Origin of the sequence: Pseudomonas sp. VD-NE ins (assembly GCF_031882575.1) — a bacterium.
Classification (GTDB): domain Bacteria; phylum Pseudomonadota; class Gammaproteobacteria; order Pseudomonadales; family Pseudomonadaceae; genus Aquipseudomonas; species Aquipseudomonas fluorescens_BZ.
In genome coordinates, this window is sequence record NZ_CP134772.1 from 676,355 (window position 1) to 691,929 (window position 15,575).

Annotated in this window: 15 protein-coding genes; 4 read left to right on the plus strand and 11 right to left on the minus strand. The window is 60.3% G+C overall.

The genetic code is table 11. From position 1 onward, the window contains the following. Nucleotides 1-84: 84 nt before the first annotated feature. On the minus strand, nt 85-1,353 hold the full coding sequence (locus RMV17_RS02830) for an Hsp70 family protein (RefSeq protein WP_311885432.1): 1,269 nt from the start codon (nt 1,351-1,353) through the stop codon (nt 85-87). 292 nt (nt 1,354-1,645) lie between these two features. Here RMV17_RS02830 and RMV17_RS02835 point away from each other — a divergent pair, with 292 nt between their 5' ends. The 4 genes from RMV17_RS02835 to RMV17_RS02850 all read left to right on the plus strand — a co-directional run bounded on the left by RMV17_RS02835 (nt 1,646) and on the right by RMV17_RS02850 (nt 6,159). Beyond that, entirely contained in the window at nt 1,646-2,596 is a 951-nt protein-coding gene (locus RMV17_RS02835; protein WP_311885434.1) for a DnaJ C-terminal domain-containing protein, read from the plus strand. Between the two features lie 23 nt (nt 2,597-2,619). Then, nucleotides 2,620-2,925 (plus strand): chaperone modulator CbpM, encoded by a 306-nt coding sequence (locus RMV17_RS02840; RefSeq protein ID WP_016984795.1) that lies wholly within the window; start codon nt 2,620-2,622, stop codon nt 2,923-2,925. Between the two features lie 184 nt (nt 2,926-3,109). Continuing rightward, nucleotides 3,110-4,513, plus strand: coding sequence for a hypothetical protein (locus RMV17_RS02845; RefSeq protein ID WP_311885437.1), 1,404 nt, complete (start codon nt 3,110-3,112; stop codon nt 4,511-4,513). A gap of 233 nt (nt 4,514-4,746) precedes the next feature. Next, nucleotides 4,747-6,159, plus strand: coding sequence for a hypothetical protein (locus RMV17_RS02850; protein WP_311885439.1), 1,413 nt, complete (start codon nt 4,747-4,749; stop codon nt 6,157-6,159). Between the two features lie 59 nt (nt 6,160-6,218). Here the strand turns inward: RMV17_RS02850 and ureC are convergent, their stop codons facing one another. From ureC to urtB, 10 genes are all read right to left on the minus strand, one after another. Then, nucleotides 6,219-7,919: an urease subunit alpha gene (gene ureC / locus RMV17_RS02855; RefSeq protein WP_141125769.1), complete on the minus strand. Its 1,701-nt coding sequence runs from the start codon at nt 7,917-7,919 to the stop codon at nt 6,219-6,221. A gap of 248 nt (nt 7,920-8,167) precedes the next feature. After that, on the minus strand, nt 8,168-8,473 hold the full coding sequence (locus RMV17_RS02860) for an urease subunit beta (protein WP_034151594.1): 306 nt from the start codon (nt 8,471-8,473) through the stop codon (nt 8,168-8,170). After that, nucleotides 8,473-9,006: a GNAT family N-acetyltransferase gene (locus RMV17_RS02865; RefSeq protein ID WP_034151593.1), complete on the minus strand. Its 534-nt coding sequence runs from the start codon at nt 9,004-9,006 to the stop codon at nt 8,473-8,475. The genes RMV17_RS02860 and RMV17_RS02865 overlap by 1 nt, the downstream gene beginning before the upstream one ends. A gap of 5 nt (nt 9,007-9,011) precedes the next feature. Beyond that, complete coding sequence (locus RMV17_RS02870; RefSeq protein WP_311885447.1) at nt 9,012-9,545, minus strand: N-acetyltransferase family protein; 534 nt, start codon at nt 9,543-9,545, stop codon at nt 9,012-9,014. Nucleotides 9,546-9,554: 9 nt separating this feature from the next. Continuing rightward, nucleotides 9,555-9,857 carry an urease subunit gamma gene (gene ureA, locus RMV17_RS02875; RefSeq protein WP_034151591.1) on the minus strand — a complete coding sequence of 101 codons (303 nt, stop codon included), beginning with the start codon at nt 9,855-9,857 and terminating at the stop codon, nt 9,555-9,557. A 330-nt stretch (nt 9,858-10,187) separates the two neighbouring features. Beyond that, nucleotides 10,188-11,027, minus strand: a complete 840-nt coding sequence (locus RMV17_RS02880; protein WP_311885450.1) for an urease accessory protein UreD — start codon at nt 11,025-11,027, stop codon at nt 10,188-10,190. 43 nt (nt 11,028-11,070) lie between these two features. Further along, nucleotides 11,071-11,769: an urea ABC transporter ATP-binding subunit UrtE gene (gene urtE, locus RMV17_RS02885; protein WP_311885452.1), complete on the minus strand. Its 699-nt coding sequence runs from the start codon at nt 11,767-11,769 to the stop codon at nt 11,071-11,073. Between the two features lie 116 nt (nt 11,770-11,885). Continuing rightward, a complete protein-coding gene (gene urtD, locus RMV17_RS02890; RefSeq protein WP_108224426.1) occupies nt 11,886-12,755 on the minus strand; it encodes an urea ABC transporter ATP-binding protein UrtD in 870 nt (289 codons plus the stop codon). Further along, nucleotides 12,752-13,831: an urea ABC transporter permease subunit UrtC gene (gene urtC / locus RMV17_RS02895; protein WP_311885455.1), complete on the minus strand. Its 1,080-nt coding sequence runs from the start codon at nt 13,829-13,831 to the stop codon at nt 12,752-12,754. The genes urtD and urtC overlap by 4 nt, the downstream gene beginning before the upstream one ends. Beyond that, nucleotides 13,831-15,333 (minus strand): urea ABC transporter permease subunit UrtB, encoded by a 1,503-nt coding sequence (urtB, locus tag RMV17_RS02900; RefSeq protein WP_311885457.1) that lies wholly within the window; start codon nt 15,331-15,333, stop codon nt 13,831-13,833. The genes urtC and urtB overlap by 1 nt, the downstream gene beginning before the upstream one ends. Nucleotides 15,334-15,575 lie beyond the last annotated feature (242 nt).

A 15,575-nucleotide genomic window follows, 5' to 3' on the forward strand; every position in this document is an offset into this window, starting at 1 on the left:
TACAAGTAAAAGCAGAAGCGAGAGCGCAGTGGCTCTTGCTTTTGCTCTTACTTGCCGCTTGCAGCTTAAAACTTGCAGCTGCCGTTAAACGCCATAGCGTTTTCGGGCTTCAATCGCCAGACCGCTACCAATGCTGCCGAAGATATTGCCTTCGACATGTCGCGCATTCGGCAACATCGCCGAGACGCTGTTGCGCAGTGCCGGAATGCCGCTCGAACCGCCGGTGAAGAACACCGTGTCGACCTGATCCACTGCGACACCGGCATCGTTCAACAGTTGTGTGACGCTGCCACGCACCCGCTCCAGCAGCGCATCGATCGCCGATTCAAACAGCGCGCGGCTCAGCTCCACACTCAACCCGGCCTCGATCCGGTCCAGCGGCACATGGCGGCTGTCGGTGTGGGTCAGCTGGATCTTGGTTTCTTCGACTTCCATCGCCAGCCAGTGCCCGGCGCGTTGCTCGATCAATTTGAACAGGCGATCGATGCCACCGGTGTCTTCGATGTCGTAGCGCATGCTGCCCAGGGCCAGGCTGGATTTCTGCGAGTACACCGAGTTGATGGTGTGCCAGGTCGCCAGGTTCATGTGGTGGCTGGTCGGCATGTAGGCGCCGCTCTTCATGCGGCTGCCGTAGCCGAACAGCGGCATCAGGCCTTGCAGGCTCAGCTGTTTGTCGAAGTCGGTCCCGCCGATGTGTACGCCGCCGGTGGCGAGGATGTCATCGTGACGGTTATCGAGGCCACGACGCTCGGGCGACAGGCGCACCAGCGAGAAGTCGGACGTACCACCGCCGATGTCGACGATCAGCACCAGCTCTTCTTTCTCGATGGTCGACTCGTAGTCGAAGGCCGCCGCAATCGGTTCGTACTGGAAGGAGACTTCCTTGAAACCGATCTTCTTGGCCACATCGACCAGGGTGTCTTCTGCTTCCTGGTCAGCCAGCGGATCGTCGTCGACGAAGAACACCGGACGGCCGAGCACCACTTGCTCGAATTCCCGACCGGCGGCGGTTTCCGCACGGCTCTTCAGTTGGCCGATGAACAGGCCGAGCAAGTCCTTGAACGGCATCGCCGTGCCGAGCACGCTGGTGTCGTGCTTGATCAGCTTGGAACCGAGCAGGCTTTTCAACGAGCGCATCAGGCGGCCTTCGTAGCCTTCCAGGTACTCGTGCAGGGCCAGACGACCGTAAACCGGGCGGCGCTCCTCGATGTTGAAGAAGACCACCGACGGCAGGGTGATCTTGTCGTCTTCCAGCGCGATCATCGTTTCCATGCCGGGGCGCAGCCAGCCGACGGTGGAGTTGGACGTGCCGAAGTCGATGCCGCAGGCACGGGCTGGAGAGGCGTCTTTCATGTCTTTCGGTTCCGGTCAAAAAAACGGCCGCGCAGTGTATGTCAGTGCGCGCCAGATTCGAAGGCCGGTCATCTGCTATTTCACGACTAAACTGCCTTGAAACCTCAAGCTTTGCCCCAAACTTGCTGGCATGGGCCGGCAGAACCACCGGCGGTCGCAAGAACCGCCGTCCACTGCCGATAAACTTCTGCAGCGCCACCCGGTCACAACCTTGAGATCGGTCAACCTGGCACGCGCGAATCGGCGCATGCTGGCATCGGCGCGAAATCGATAACGGATGGTGATTCCTTCAATGGACTTCAAAGACTATTACAAGATACTCGGCGTGGAGCCGACAGCAGACGACAAGGCAATCAAGGCGGCCTATCGCAAGCTGGCGCGCAAATACCACCCCGATGTCAGCAAGGAAAAGGACGCCGAGGCCAAATTCAAAGACGCCTCGGAAGCCTATGAAGCGCTGAAAAGCGCCGACAAACGCGCCGAATACGACGAGCTGCGCCGCTATGGCCAGCACGGTCAGCCGTTTCAGGGGCCACCGGGCTGGCAGAGCCGTGGCGGCTTTGGCGGTGGCGGTGGCGACACCGGCGACTTCTCGGACTTCTTCAGTTCGATCTTCGGCAATCGCGGCCCCGGTTTCGGTGGCGGCGAAGGTCGACAACAACGCAGTGCAGGGCGCCGGGGGCAAGACGTGGAAATGGAACTGCCGATCTTCCTCGAGGAGACGCTGGCGAACGAGTCGAAGAAAGTCACCTTCCAGGTGCCGCAGTACAACGCCAACGGCCAGCACGTCAGCAACACCAGCAAGAGCCTGAACGTGAAGATCCCGGCGGGCGTGACCGACGGCGAGCGCATCCGCCTCAAAGGCCAGGGCGCACCTGGCGTCGGTGGCGGGGCCAATGGCGATCTGTACCTGACCATTCGTTTTGCGCCGCACCCGAAATTCGATGTCGAAGGCGAAAACCTCATCATCACCTTGCCGCTGGCGCCTTGGGAATTGGCATTGGGCACGGAAGTAGCCGTGCCGACCCTGACCGGCAAGATCAACCTCAAGGTGCCGGCCGGCAGCCAGAATGGCCAGCGCATGCGCGCCAAAGGTCATGGTCTGAAAAACAAGGCGGGCGAGCGCGGTTACCTGTTCGTGCAGCTCAAAGCCGTGATGCCGAAAACCTCCGACGACGAGGTCAAGGCGTTGTGGCAGGAACTGGCGAAGAAAGCCGCTTTCAACCCGCGCGAGAACTTCTGAACCCGACGACGGAGTAGCCCATCATGAGCAGCCCCCTGATCGTTCAACTGGACCTGGCAGAATTCTGTGAGGCGGCCGATTTGTCGGACGTCTACGTGATCGAAATCGTCGAACACGGCATCCTCGAACCTCAGGGCGCGCAGCCCCGGGAATGGCGCTTCACCGATTACGAATTGGCCTTGGCCAAGCGTGCGGCGAAGTTGCGCCGTGATCTGGAGCTGGAGTGGGAAGGTGTCGCGCTGGCGCTGGATCTGCTGGAGGAGGTGCGTGAGTTGCGTGCCGAGAACCGCATGTTGCGCCAGCGCTTGGGGCGACTGGTGGTCGAGTAGTCTGTCACACGTCTGCCGATAGCCCGAGTCACGAGCAGGGTTAGTGTTTGCAGGTGTTTCTCCCGGTATTAACCGGCCGCACGCTCTGATAGTTTTCCAGGCAAAAGTCGGCAATGGATGCCGACTGCCGTAGCGCCAGCCAGCCTGGTCGGTCGCTGCGACATCTTTGCAAGGAAGCCTGTTCATGCCAGTCAAGCCCAAGCCGCCCAAGACGGGCGCAGTCGATGTAAACACCCCCCCGCGCACGTCCGTGGATTCGCCTCCCCACGGCTCCGAGTTGTTGCATCTGCCCCCCGACTCATTCATTCGCAAGACCCCGTCCGATACGAACGAGCCCGGCGGTAGCAAGCCGCAAATAGAAACGTCGGCCGCGCCGCACAACGTGCAAAGTCATCCGGTGCCGTCCACGTCTGCTTCTCTTTCGGCGACTGCAGCCTCTTCTCTGCAGGATTACCTGATTCCTTCAACAATCGATTTACCGGAAGCGAATACTCAGGGATTTCGCGTGTACAACAGACGCCTCTACGCTGACGTGCAGGGCGGCGGTACTGTGCAGATCGGCGTCGATGCCGAAACCGGTCTGTACCGCGCCAAGCTGTCCAGAGAGCTGGAGCCGTCAGGCCCCTTTCTCGACTACGATCCGTTGAACAAACACTGGTACTTGCTGCAGGATTCCAGCGCGTCGCCGGACGGCACCGCCGTTGTGTCGCGCAAAAGCCGCAGGGTCTCCCGGCAGAGTGACGAGGACTATGAATCTGCTCTGGAAGAACTGCCCGACGATGCAGGTGCGACGCAGGAGCACTTTTATACGGCCTCTGAATCGATGCCCGTCAAACCCTTCACCGCTGACGAACTGAGTACGATGCGCAGCGAAACGCTATTTTCATACCTCGGCAATCGAGCAGGGGTCTACGACCGTGCCAATAATGGCAAATATCCATTCAGAGATATGGTCGGCAGACCTGTGCGCATAAAAAAACTGCAGACCCTGGTGCGTTACGAAGACGGCGGCCGGTACACCTCGGAGCAGGTCAAGCCCTACATCAAGTATGGAGCGTATGAAAATGTCGCGCGCTTGTATGAAGAAAAACTGCAATGGCGATTGTTCACTGAGACCGACATGAGGGGGCCCGGAGAGCAGGCCTTGATCGGCCAGTCCATGGTGGTCGCCAACCGAAGAATCAACCCAGGCGAGGTGGTTGGCGTTTATGGCGGCGCCATCACGCCAGGACGTCGCGTTCCGCTTCGTGAACAGTCCTACACCATGAAAGCAGGAGAGCGTTTTCTGCCCGGACCTGGATATTTTGTTCCCGACGAGCTTGTGATAGTGGGTGATACCATTATTTCCCGGATCAATACGAACTTCTGGTATAACGTTGCGGGTAAGCCGGTTCGTCAGGCAAGGGATGGCTACAACGTCGAATTCGTTCCGTTCGATGTTGAAGCGCAACAGTGGCTGGGCAAGAAGCTGGTGACCAGAGAATTCATTCTCAATGCCATATTCGCAACCGAAGCCATTCCGGCTGGAACCGAGTTGCGTATAAATTACAACTACAGCGATGAGGACATCTCGACGTTGTTTCCTTGATTGAGTCAGCGATAGCTGCCCTTCGCCATGAGTCTGCTTTTTCCGTAAACCAGTAACCTGCCAGGACGGTGGTAATGCAGCCGTATCAGGTTAATGTTTGCAGGTGTTTCCCGGGTTTCAACCGGGGGCACCTGTCTGGTAGTTTTCCCTGTCAGAGTCGGCAATGGACGCCGGCCAACGCAGCGCCCGCCACACCGGTGGGCGCTGGGTAAAACTTTCAGGGAGAAGCATTCATGCCAGTCAAACCAAAACCGCCAGCCCCCGGCGTGGGCAGTGTCGACGCTCACGCTCGCCCGCGTACGTCCTCCAGTTCAACCACTCAAGAAGTCGAAGCACTGCGTTTCACGCCTGATCCTGTCCTCCACAAACAGGCGGGCGATTCCGCAGCGGCCAGCAGTAGCGCGCCTGAAATCAACGCTGCGTCAGCGACCTCGAGAGTGCAGGTTCACCCATCATCTGTATCCACCGCCACGTCGGTTGTTGCTACTGATGTGTTGGTACTGCAGGATTACGTGATTCCATCGGCAGTCGACCTGCCCGAAGCGGACGCCCGGGGAATCCGTACGTACAATGCGCGCGAATACGTCGATGTGCAGGACGTCGGTACCGTGATGCTCGGCGTAGACGCCGAGACAGGTCTGCGCAGGGCCGGATTTTCGAAAGAACGGCACCCTTCAGGGCCGGTACTTGCGCATGATCCGGCGAGCAACAGCTGGTATCCGCTGCAAGACTTCTCTGCTTCCACGCCGGACAGTGCTGTCGCCGCACCGCACGAGCGTCGCAGGTCTCCTCGACAAAGTGAGGATGAGTACGAATCGGCACTGGAAGAGTTGCCCGGGCATGATGACGGATCAGAAGCGTTTTATCTGGCCTCTGAATCCATGCCGATCAAACCGTTCACGTTAGAAGAGCTGAACCTGATGCGCAGTGAGACGCGCTATTCGTTTCTGGGCAATCGGTTGGGCTCCTATAATCGCGCGAATAACGGCAAGTATCCCCTCAGGGACACGGACGGCAGACCGATTCGCATTCGACAGCTGCAGACAAAAGTACGTTTTAAAAACGGCGACCAATTTACCTCCGAACAGATAAAACCCTACATCAAGTTCGAAGGTTATGAAGATGTCGCGATGTTGTACGAAGAAAAGCTGCAATGGCGACTGTTCACCGAGGCCGATGTCAATGTTCCCGGTGAAAGTGCGCTGATCGGGCAATCGATGGTAGTCGCCAACAGGCGTATCGCCAAAGGCGAGGCGATCGGTGTCTACGGTGGCGTCATTACGCCGAAAAGGTTCATACGGCGCAATGAACAAACGTTCAGCATACTGGCCGGGATGCGCGTGCGGTATGGCCCTGGAACATTGCTTCCCGACCCGTTGGCCATACTGGGCGACAACATTATTTCAAGAATCAACTCCAACTTCGATTACGACGATACAGGCAAGCCAATTCGCCAGGCAGCCGGCGGCTACAACGTTGAGGCAGTGCCATTCAACGTCGAGGCGCAACAGTGGATAGGTAATAAACAGGTAACCAAGAAATTTATTCTGAGCGCCATATTCGCCTCTGACGACATACCTGCCGGCGTCGAGTTGCGTCTGGATTACAACTACACCGAGCAGGAGGTGTCGTGGGCATTTGCGTGATTCGTTGACCATCGCGCCTGAATACGTACTCGCTCGTCCGTATTCAGGTCGCAAGGACTTCAGAACAGAAAATACCGCTGCGCCATCGGCAGTGTTTCCGCCGGTTCGCACCAGAGCAACACACCGTCAGCCTTGACCTGATACGTCTGCGGATCGACATCGATATTCGGCAGATAGTCGTTGTGGATCAAGTCGGTTTTCTGCACGTCACGGCAACCTTTGACCACGGCGATTTTCTTTTTCAGTCCCAATGCTTCAGGCAACCCGGCTTCCTGTGCCGCCTGACTGATAAAGGTCAGGCTGGTGGCGTGCAGCGAGCCGCCGTAGCTGGCGAACATCGGGCGGTAGTGCACCGGTTGCGGTGTCGGAATCGAGGCGTTGGCATCGCCCATCAAGCTCGCGGCAATCGCGCCGCCCTTGAGAATCAGCGTCGGTTTCACGCCGAAAAACGCCGGACGCCACAGCACCAGATCGGCCCACTTGCCGACTTCGATCGAACCGACTTCATGGCTGATGCCATGGGTGATTGCCGGGTTGATGGTGTACTTGGCGATGTAGCGTTTGGCGCGGAAGTTGTCGTTGCCTGCGCCGTCCTGCGGCAGCGGGCCGCGCTGCTTTTTCATCTTGTCGGCGGTCTGCCAGGTGCGCGTGATGACTTCGCCGACGCGGCCCATGGCCTGGCTGTCGGAGCTGATCATCGAGAACGCACCGAGGTCGTGAAGAATGTCTTCGGCGGCAATCGTTTCGCGACGGATGCGGCTCTCGGCGAACGCGACGTCTTCGGCAATGCTCGGGTCGAGGTGATGGCAGACCATCAGCATGTCGAGGTGTTCGTCGATGGTGTTGCGGGTGAACGGCCGGGTCGGGTTGGTTGAACTCGGCAGCACGTTGGGGAAACCGCAGGCCTTGATGATGTCCGGCGCGTGACCGCCACCAGCACCTTCGGTGTGATAGGTGTGGATGGTGCGGCCCTTGAACGCACCGAGGGTGGTTTCGACGAAACCGGATTCGTTGAGAGTGTCGGTGTGGATCGCCACCTGCACGTCGAACTGGTCGGCGACGCTCAGGCAGTTGTCGATGCTCGCCGGCGTGGTGCCCCAGTCCTCATGCAACTTGAGGCCGATGGCGCCGGCCTTGACCTGCTCGATCAGCGGCTCCGGCAGGCTGGCGTTGCCCTTGCCGGTGAGGCCGATGTTCATCGGGAAGGCGTCGGCGGCCTGGAGCATGCGCGCCAGATGCCACGGGCCCGAAGTGCAAGTGGTGGCGTTGGTGCCGGTGGCCGGTCCCGTGCCGCCGCCGATCATGGTGGTGACGCCGCTCATCAACGCTTCTTCGATCTGTTGCGGGCAGATGAAATGGATGTGCGTGTCGATGCCGCCGGCAGTGAGGATCATGCCTTCGCCGGCGATCACTTCGGTGCCGGCGCCGATGGCGATGGTCACGTTGGGCTGCACGTCGGGGTTGCCGGCCTTGCCGATCGCGGCGATGCGGCCGTCCTTGAGGCCGACGTCGGCTTTGACGATGCCCCAGTGATCGATGATCAGTGCGTTGGTGATCAGTGTGTCGACCACTTCGGCGGCCAGCAGTTGGCTCTGGCCCTGGCCGTCGCGGATGACTTTGCCGCCACCGAATTTCACTTCTTCGCCGTAGGTGGTGAAGTCTTTTTCGACTTCGATCCACAGCTCGGTGTCGGCCAGGCGCACCTTGTCGCCGACGGTGGGGCCGAACATGTCGGCGTAGGCTTGTCTGGAGATTTTCATGCAGCGTCCTTCAGGAAAATAGTGGTGAGCCATCGACCCTCACCCTAGCCCTCTCCCAGAGGGAGAGGGGACTGTACGCGGTGGGCCGGCTATCGGTAATCGACTCCGCAGAGGAGACAGTTCACGGTGGAGCGGCTATCGGTGATCAGCTCCGGAAAGGGGGCTGTTCACGGTGGGTCGGCTATCGGTGATCGGCTCCCTCTCCCTCGGGAGAGGGCTGGGGTGAGGGGCAGCGGTGCACGCAGATGTCAGAGGTCACCCATGACCCGCCCGGCAAACCCGAACACCCGCCGATGCCCGGCGTAATCCACCAGCTCGACTTCGCGGCTCTGCCCCGGCTCAAAGCGCACTGCCGTGCCCGCCGGAATATTCAGGCGCATGCCACGGCTGGCGGCGCGATCAAAAGTCAGCGCGTCGTTGGTTTCGAAAAAGTGATAGTGCGAGCCGACCTGAATCGGCCGGTCGCCGCTGTTGGCGACCTTCAGGCTGAGGGTGCGGCGGCCAACATTGAGTTCGATGTCGCCGGGCTGGATCTGGTACTCGCCAGGAATCATCACTGGGCTCCTTGCAGAATCTTGAAATAGAGGGCGGTTGGCCGATAGGTGCCATTCGGGTCGCAGGCGTAATCGGGAATCTGACCCGCACGGGTGTAGCCCAATGCCTTGTAGAAATCTTCGGCGGGCGAGCCGGCCTCGGTGTCGAGGTAGAGCATGCCGCGCTTGTGTTTGGGCGCTTCGAGTTCCAGCGCACTCATCAATTGCTGACCGAGACCGCGACGCCGTGCGTGTTCGCGCACCAGCAGTTTCTGCACCTCGGCGCGGTTGAGGCCGTTGGCCTTCTGGCACAGGCCCAATTGCACACTGGCCAATACCTGTTCGTCCTTGACCACCACCCAGAGCAACACGCTGCCTTTGTTGACGTTGTCCTGAACCTCATCGAAATACGCGCGCGCTTGCGCCGCATCGAGGTCGGCCATGAAACCGACGCTGGCGCCGTAACCCACGGCGTCCAGCAGCAGGTCGATCAGACCCTGACGGTAATGCGCAAAACTTTCAGCATTGACGCGGCGCAGTTGGGCGGCGTTCATCGGTGTCACTCCTTGTTGGCGTCAGGCGGCTCCGCGCCAGGGTTGAGGGTCAGTTGCATGAAGGTCAGATCGAGCCAGCGGCCGAACTTGGTGCCGACCTGCGGCATTTGCCCGGTGATGCTGAAACCGGCGCGTTCGTGCAGACGAATCGAGGCGGCGTTGCCGCTTTCGATGGCGGCGACCATCACGTGTTTGCCGCAAGCCCGGGCGCGCTCGATCAGCGCCGTCATCAGTTGCGGGCCGAGGCCATTGCCGCGCTGGTCGCTGCGCACATAAACCGAGTGCTCGACGGTGTGGCGAAAACCGTCGAATGGCCGCCAGTCACCGAATGAAGCGTAGCCGAGCACGCTGTTGTCGCCGTCGATGATCACCAGAATCGGATAGGCCTGTGCCTGACGGGCGCTGAACCACGCCTGGCGATTGCCGAGGTCGACGGCCTGTTCATTCCAGATCGCCGTAGTGTTGAGCACGGCGTCGTTGTAGATGTCGCGGATCGCCGGCAGATCGGCATGGACGGCATCACGAATGGAGTAAGTCATGGCGCGGCCTCAGACGATCGGTTGGTGGACGGTGACCAGTTTGGTGCCGTCGGGAAACGTCGCTTCGACCTGGATTTCCGGGATCATTTCCGGGATGCCTTGCATCACTTGTTCGCGGCTGAGCAGGGTGGTGCCGAAGTGCATCAGCTCAGCCACGGTCTGGCCGTCACGCGCGCCTTCGAGCAGCGCGGCGGAGATGTAGGCCATGGCTTCCGGGTAATTGAGTTTCACGCCGCGAGCCAAACGCCGCTCGGCGACGAGGCCGGCGGTGAAGATCAGCAGCTTGTCTTTTTCGCGTGGGGTCAGGTCCATTGTGGGGTTCCGTCAGGGCAGATTTGTGAGGTTCTTGCGGGCGTGGGGTGCCAGTTGGAGCAGCCCCTCACCCTAGCCCTCTCCCGAGGGAGAGGGGACTGATCCCGGTTGTTTTCAATGGCCGGTTCAGTCAGCGGTATTCGTTCAGTCAGTTGAATTCATTTCAAGCGACTCGGTCAGGCTCTCTCCTTCGAGGGAGAGGGGACTGATCCCGGTTGTTTTCAATGGCCGGTTCAGTCAGCGGTATTCGTTCAGGCAGTTACATTCATTTCAAACGACTCGGTCAGGCTCCCTCTCCCTCCGGGAGAGGGCGGGGGGTGAGGGGCTTTTTCAGGTACTCCATATTCTGGGAGATACCGCCTCACGGCCTAGAAGCACCGGCCGTAGCAAACGCCAAAGATCAATAAGCCAGGCGCGAGCGAGCAACGCTTCACTGGCCAGACAACGGGCCACCAACAACCCCGGCAACTGGGTCAGATCCCCGCGAATGTCGTGATCCAGCGAACGACAACGCTCAAGCAACTCGGCATCAATCTCACCGGTGACCAACAACGTCGCAAACACCGGATTGCCATCCAGTCCGATCGGCGAATCAAGCAAACCGTCGCCACCGACGATGCGCTGGCGCTCATGCCAGAGCAATCGACCATCGCGGCGAATATCCAGGTGCGCCTGAAAATGCCCACGGTCGAAACGTTCGCCACTGGCCGGACGACCCAGCGCCACCACGTCCCAGTAAAACAGCCGCGCATCACCTTCAAGATCAATCGAAGTGCTCAGTTCAGCCTGCGCGGCGCTGTAGACGATGGTTTCCTGCGGCAGCCATTCCAGCGTCGCTCCGGCAGCCACTTTCAAGTCAAGTTTCTGATAAGCCGGCCCACCGGCGCGATACCACTTGGCCGCGCCGGGGCTGGTGATCTGCGCCCAGGCGTCTTGCTCGACACGGGCGCAGATGTCCAGTCGATCACCGCCGGCAATCCCGCCGGGCGGGTGGACGATGATGTGCTGACAAACCTCGGGACCTTCGGCGTACAGGTGCTTTTGCACCCGCAGCGGGCCGAGATGTCGGCGCATGACCGGGCGCGTGCAGTCGCCGAAACGGGCGTAAGCGAGTTCCAGCTCGGCGTGCCAGCTCGGGGTAAACAGGGCAGGTGCAACAGTCGAATTCATGGTTTGTAATTATCGTTAGGAAGCTACAGATTAGTTCGTTGTACTAGATCGTTACCAGCCCGCGTACACCCTCGGCCTCCATATTTTCACCGCGCCCCTGCTGCACGATCTCGCCCCGGGACATCACCAGGTATTGATCGGCCAGTTCCGCCGCAAAATCGTAGAACTGCTCGACCAGCAAAATCGCCATGTCACCACGGGCTGCAAGCTTCTTGATCACCGCGCCGATCTCCTTGATGACCGAGGGTTGAATGCCTTCGGTAGGCTCATCGAGGATCAGCAAACGCGGGCGGCTGGCCAAAGCGCGGCCGATCGCCAACTGCTGTTGCTGACCGCCGGAGAGATCACCGCCGCGACGCTGCTTCATTTGTAGCAGCACCGGGAACAATTCGTAGATGAAACTTGGCACTTCTCTGGCTTCGCTGCCGGGAAACCGCGACAGACCCATCAGCAGATTTTCTTCCACGGTCAGGCGTCCGAAGATTTCCCGGCCTTGCGGCACGTAAGCGATACCGGCGTGAACCCGCTGGTGCGGCTTGAACGTGGTGATCGGTTTGCCCTCCCAGTTCACCGCGCCTTCTTTGGCCGGCAGCAGGCCCATCAGGCACTTGAGCAGGGTGGTTTTGCCCACCCCGTTACGGCCGAGCAGGCAGGTGACTTCGCCGATCTTCACGTCGAACGATAGACCGCGCAGGATGTGGCTACCGCCGTAGTACTGATGAAGTTGTTGGACCTGTAGCATCGGAACTCCGTTAGTTGGGCTTCAAGCCGCGAGCTGCAAGCTGCAAGCAAGAGCAGGGCTGTTTATGATTTTGCTTTTACTTGCTGCTTGAAGCTTGCTGCTTGCAGCTGGCCGATTTATCGGCCCAGGTAAACCTCGATCACGCGCTCGTTTTCCTGCACTTGCTCAAGCGAGCCTTCCGCCAAAACGCTGCCCTGATGCAACACGGTGACGTGGTCGGCAATCGAGCCGACAAAGCCCATGTCATGCTCAACCACCATCAGCGAATGCTTGCCCGCCAGGCTCTTGAACAATTCGGCAGTGAACTCGGTTTCGGCATCGGTCATGCCCGCCACCGGCTCGTCGAGCAGGAGCAATTGGGGGTCCTGCATCAGCAACATGCCGATCTCGAGAAACTGCTTCTGACCGTGGGACAACAACCCGGCCGGGCGATTGACCGAGGTGGTCAGGCGAATCGTCTCCAGCACTTCGCTGATCCGGTCCTTCTGCTCACCACTCAGCCGCGCACGCAAACTGGCCCACACCGACTTGTCGGTCTTCTGCGCCAGCTCCAGGTTTTCAAACACGCTCAGCGCTTCGAACACCGTCGGCTTCTGGAACTTGCGACCAATGCCGGCCTGGGCAATCTGCACTTCGCTCATCTGCGTCAGGTCCAGGGTTTCACCGAACCAGGCCTTGCCGTGACTGGGCCGGGTCTTGCCGGTGATCACGTCCATCAGCGTGGTTTTGCCCGCGCCGTTGGGGCCGATGATGCAGCGCAACTCACCCACGCCGATGTACAGATTCAGATTGTTCAGTGCACGAAAGCCGTCGAAGCTGACGCTGATGTCTTCCAGGGTGAGGATGGTGCCGTGACGCGTATCGAGGCCCGGGCCGACGCTTTGCCCGAGACCGATCGAGTCGCGGCTGGTGCCGGCGTCCTTGTTCGGTTCGACGGGAAAAAAGGCCGGCTCCAACATGAATTCAGCGCTCGCCGTGACTCTCATTGTTCACCTCGTTTTTTCAGCAGGCCGATCACGCCCTTGGGCAGGTACAGCGTCACGACGATGAACAGCGCGCCGAGGAAGAACAGCCAGTATTCGGGGAAGGCCACGGTGAACCAGCTCTTCATGCCGTTGACCACACCGGCGCCGAGCAGCGGGCCGATCAGCGTGCCGCGACCGCCGAGGGCCACCCAGACCGCCGCCTCAATCGAGTTGGTCGGCGACATTTCGCTCGGATTGATGATCCCGACTTGCGGTACATACAGCGCCCCGGCCAGACCACACAACACCGCACTCAAGACCCACACGAACAACTTGAAACCGCGCGGGTCGTAGCCGCAGAACATCAAGCGGTTTTCCGCATCACGCAGCGCTGTCAGCACGCGACCGAACTTGCTTTGCGCCAGGCGCCAGCCGATGAACAGACTCGCCACCAGCAGCAACACCGTGGCCAGAAACAACACCGCGCGGGTGCCCGGTTCAGTGATGCCGAAACCGAGAATCGTGCGGAAATTGGTGAAGCCGTTGTTGCCGCCAAACCCGGTCTCGTTGCGGAAAAACAGGAGCATGCCGGCGAAGGTCAGGGCCTGGGTCATGATCGAGAAATACACGCCCTTGATCCGCGAACGGAAGGCGAAGAAACCGAACATCAGCGCCAGCAATCCCGGCGCCAACACCACCAGACACATGGCCCAGAGGAAGCTGCTGGTGCCGGTCCAGTACCACGGCAATTCGCTCCACGACAGGAAGGTCATGAACGCCGGCAGACCATCGCCGGCGGCCTGACGCATCAGGTACATGCCCATCGCATAACCGCCGAGGGCGAAGAACAGACCGTGACCCAGCGACAGCAGACCGGCGTAACCCCAGACCAGATCCAGCGCGAGGGCGACGATGGCGTAGCAGAGGATTTTGCCAACCAGCGTCAGCGTGTACGCCGAGACCGACAGGGTATTTTCCGCCGGTAATAACGACAGCAGCGGCAAGGCAATCAGCAGGGCGAGGATCACCGCGCCAACGGCGATGGTGACTTTCGGGCCGGCCTTTTGTGTGGCCGTGACTAACAGAGGCTGGTTCATCAGTCGATCACCCGTCCTTTCAGTGCGAAGAGGCCTTGCGGACGTTTCTGGATAAACAGAATGATCAGCGCGAGGATCAGGATCTTGCCGAGCACCGCACCGATCTGCGGTTCGAGAATCTTGTTGGCGATGCCCAGGCCGAACGCGGCGAGCACGCTACCGGCCAGTTGCCCGACACCGCCGAGTACCACCACCAGGAACGAGTCGATGATGTAGCTCTGGCCGAGGTCCGGGCCGACGTTGCCGATCTGGCTCAGCGCCACACCGCCGAGGCCGGCAATGCCCGAGCCGAGGCCGAAGGCGAGCATGTCGACGCGCCCGGTCGGCACGCCGCAGCAGGCGGCCATGTTGCGGTTTTGGGTGACGGCGCGAACGTTGAGACCCAGGCGGGTCTTGTTCAGCAGCAGCCAGGTCAGCACCACCACGAACAGCGCGAAAGCGATGATGACGATGCGGTTGTACGGCAGCACCAGATTCGGCAGCACTTGAATGCCGCCGGACAGCCACGCCGGGTTGGCCACTTCAACGTTCTGCGCGCCGAACAACAAACGGACAAGCTGAATCAGCATCAGGCTGATACCCCACGTTGCGAGCAGGGTTTCCAGCGGGCGGCCGTAGAGGTGACGAATCACCGTGCGTTCCAACGCCATGCCGATTGCCGCCGTGACGAAAAACGCCACCGGCAAGGCGATCAGTGGATAGAACTCAATCGCCTGCGGTGCGTAGCGCTGGAACATCAACTGCACCACATACGTCGAGTAGGCACCGAGCATCAGCATCTCGCCGTGGGCCATGTTGATCACGCCGAGCAGGCCGAACGTGATCGCCAGACCGAGCGCGGCCAACAGCAGAATCGAACCGAGCGACATGCCGCTGAAGGCCTGGCCGAGGATTTCGCCGATCAGCAGTTTGCGTTTGACTTGGGCGAGGCTGGTTTCAGCGGCGGTGCGCACGCTAGCGTCGGCTTCAACGCCGGGTTCGAGTAAACCTTCCAGGCGCGTGCGGGCCAGTGGATCGCCGGTTTCGCCGAGCAACCGCACGGCGGCGAGGCGCACGGCCGGGTCGTTGTCGACCAGTTGCAGATTGGCTAGCGCCAGGCTCAGGGCGGCGTGGACGCTTTCGTCTTTTTCACCCGCGAGTTGCTGGTCGAGGAATTTCAGCTGCGCGGGTTTCGCGCTTTTCTGCAACTGCTGCGCGGCACTCAGACGGATTTTGGCGTCGGCGGCGAGCAATTGATGGCTGGCCATGGCGGTGTCGATCAGACCCCGCAGGCGGTTATTCAGGCGCAGGGTTTTGGGTTGGCCGTCGATGGTCAACTCGCCTTGTTGCAGGGCGATGATCAGTTCGATACGGGCCGGGTCGGGCTGCGCGGCCCAGGTTTCCAACAGTTTGGCCTGTTGCACGGGATTGGCCGCGACGAAGTCTTCGGCGTCGCCGGCGTGGGCGAGCATCGGCAACAGCAGTGCGATGGCCAGAAACAAGCGGAATATGGCAGTGGGCATGAGTGGTGTTTCCTTTCTTGCGGTGGCCGATGGAGCGGTGTCCGGCTGTGAATCCGCCCCTCACCCTAACCCTCTCCCAGAGGGAGAGGGGACTGACCGAGTTGTCAGATCATCCAACACCGACCTGACGTTCCTGCGTCGAACTCAGATTCTGATAGCTACAGATATCAGCTCCCTTCCCCCTCGCCCCCCTTGGGGGAGAGGGTTGGGGTGAGGGGGAAAGATCTCCGCCCCACAACAAA

Coding starts and splice junctions, on each gene's coding strand:
- RMV17_RS02860 (WP_034151594.1), bottom strand. CDS start 8,473: ATGATTCCTGGCGAGTACCAGATCCAGCCCGGCGACATCGAACTCAAT.
- urtC (WP_311885455.1), bottom strand. CDS start 13,831: ATGAACCAGCCTCTGTTAGTCACGGCCACACAAAAGGCCGGCCCGAAA.
- RMV17_RS02830 (WP_311885432.1), bottom strand. CDS start 1,353: ATGAAAGACGCCTCTCCAGCCCGTGCCTGCGGCATCGACTTCGGCACG.
- ureC (WP_141125769.1), bottom strand. CDS start 7,919: ATGAAAATCTCCAGACAAGCCTACGCCGACATGTTCGGCCCCACCGTC.
- RMV17_RS02835 (WP_311885434.1), top strand. CDS start 1,646: ATGGACTTCAAAGACTATTACAAGATACTCGGCGTGGAGCCGACAGCA.
- RMV17_RS02850 (WP_311885439.1), top strand. CDS start 4,747: ATGCCAGTCAAACCAAAACCGCCAGCCCCCGGCGTGGGCAGTGTCGAC.
- urtB (WP_311885457.1), bottom strand. CDS start 15,333: ATGCCCACTGCCATATTCCGCTTGTTTCTGGCCATCGCACTGCTGTTG.
- urtD (WP_108224426.1), bottom strand. CDS start 12,755: ATGAGAGTCACGGCGAGCGCTGAATTCATGTTGGAGCCGGCCTTTTTT.
- urtE (WP_311885452.1), bottom strand. CDS start 11,769: ATGCTACAGGTCCAACAACTTCATCAGTACTACGGCGGTAGCCACATC.
- ureA (WP_034151591.1), bottom strand. CDS start 9,857: ATGGACCTGACCCCACGCGAAAAAGACAAGCTGCTGATCTTCACCGCC.
- RMV17_RS02865 (WP_034151593.1), bottom strand. CDS start 9,006: ATGAACGCCGCCCAACTGCGCCGCGTCAATGCTGAAAGTTTTGCGCAT.
- RMV17_RS02880 (WP_311885450.1), bottom strand. CDS start 11,027: ATGAATTCGACTGTTGCACCTGCCCTGTTTACCCCGAGCTGGCACGCC.
- RMV17_RS02845 (WP_311885437.1), top strand. CDS start 3,110: ATGCCAGTCAAGCCCAAGCCGCCCAAGACGGGCGCAGTCGATGTAAAC.
- RMV17_RS02870 (WP_311885447.1), bottom strand. CDS start 9,545: ATGACTTACTCCATTCGTGATGCCGTCCATGCCGATCTGCCGGCGATC.
- RMV17_RS02840 (WP_016984795.1), top strand. CDS start 2,620: ATGAGCAGCCCCCTGATCGTTCAACTGGACCTGGCAGAATTCTGTGAG.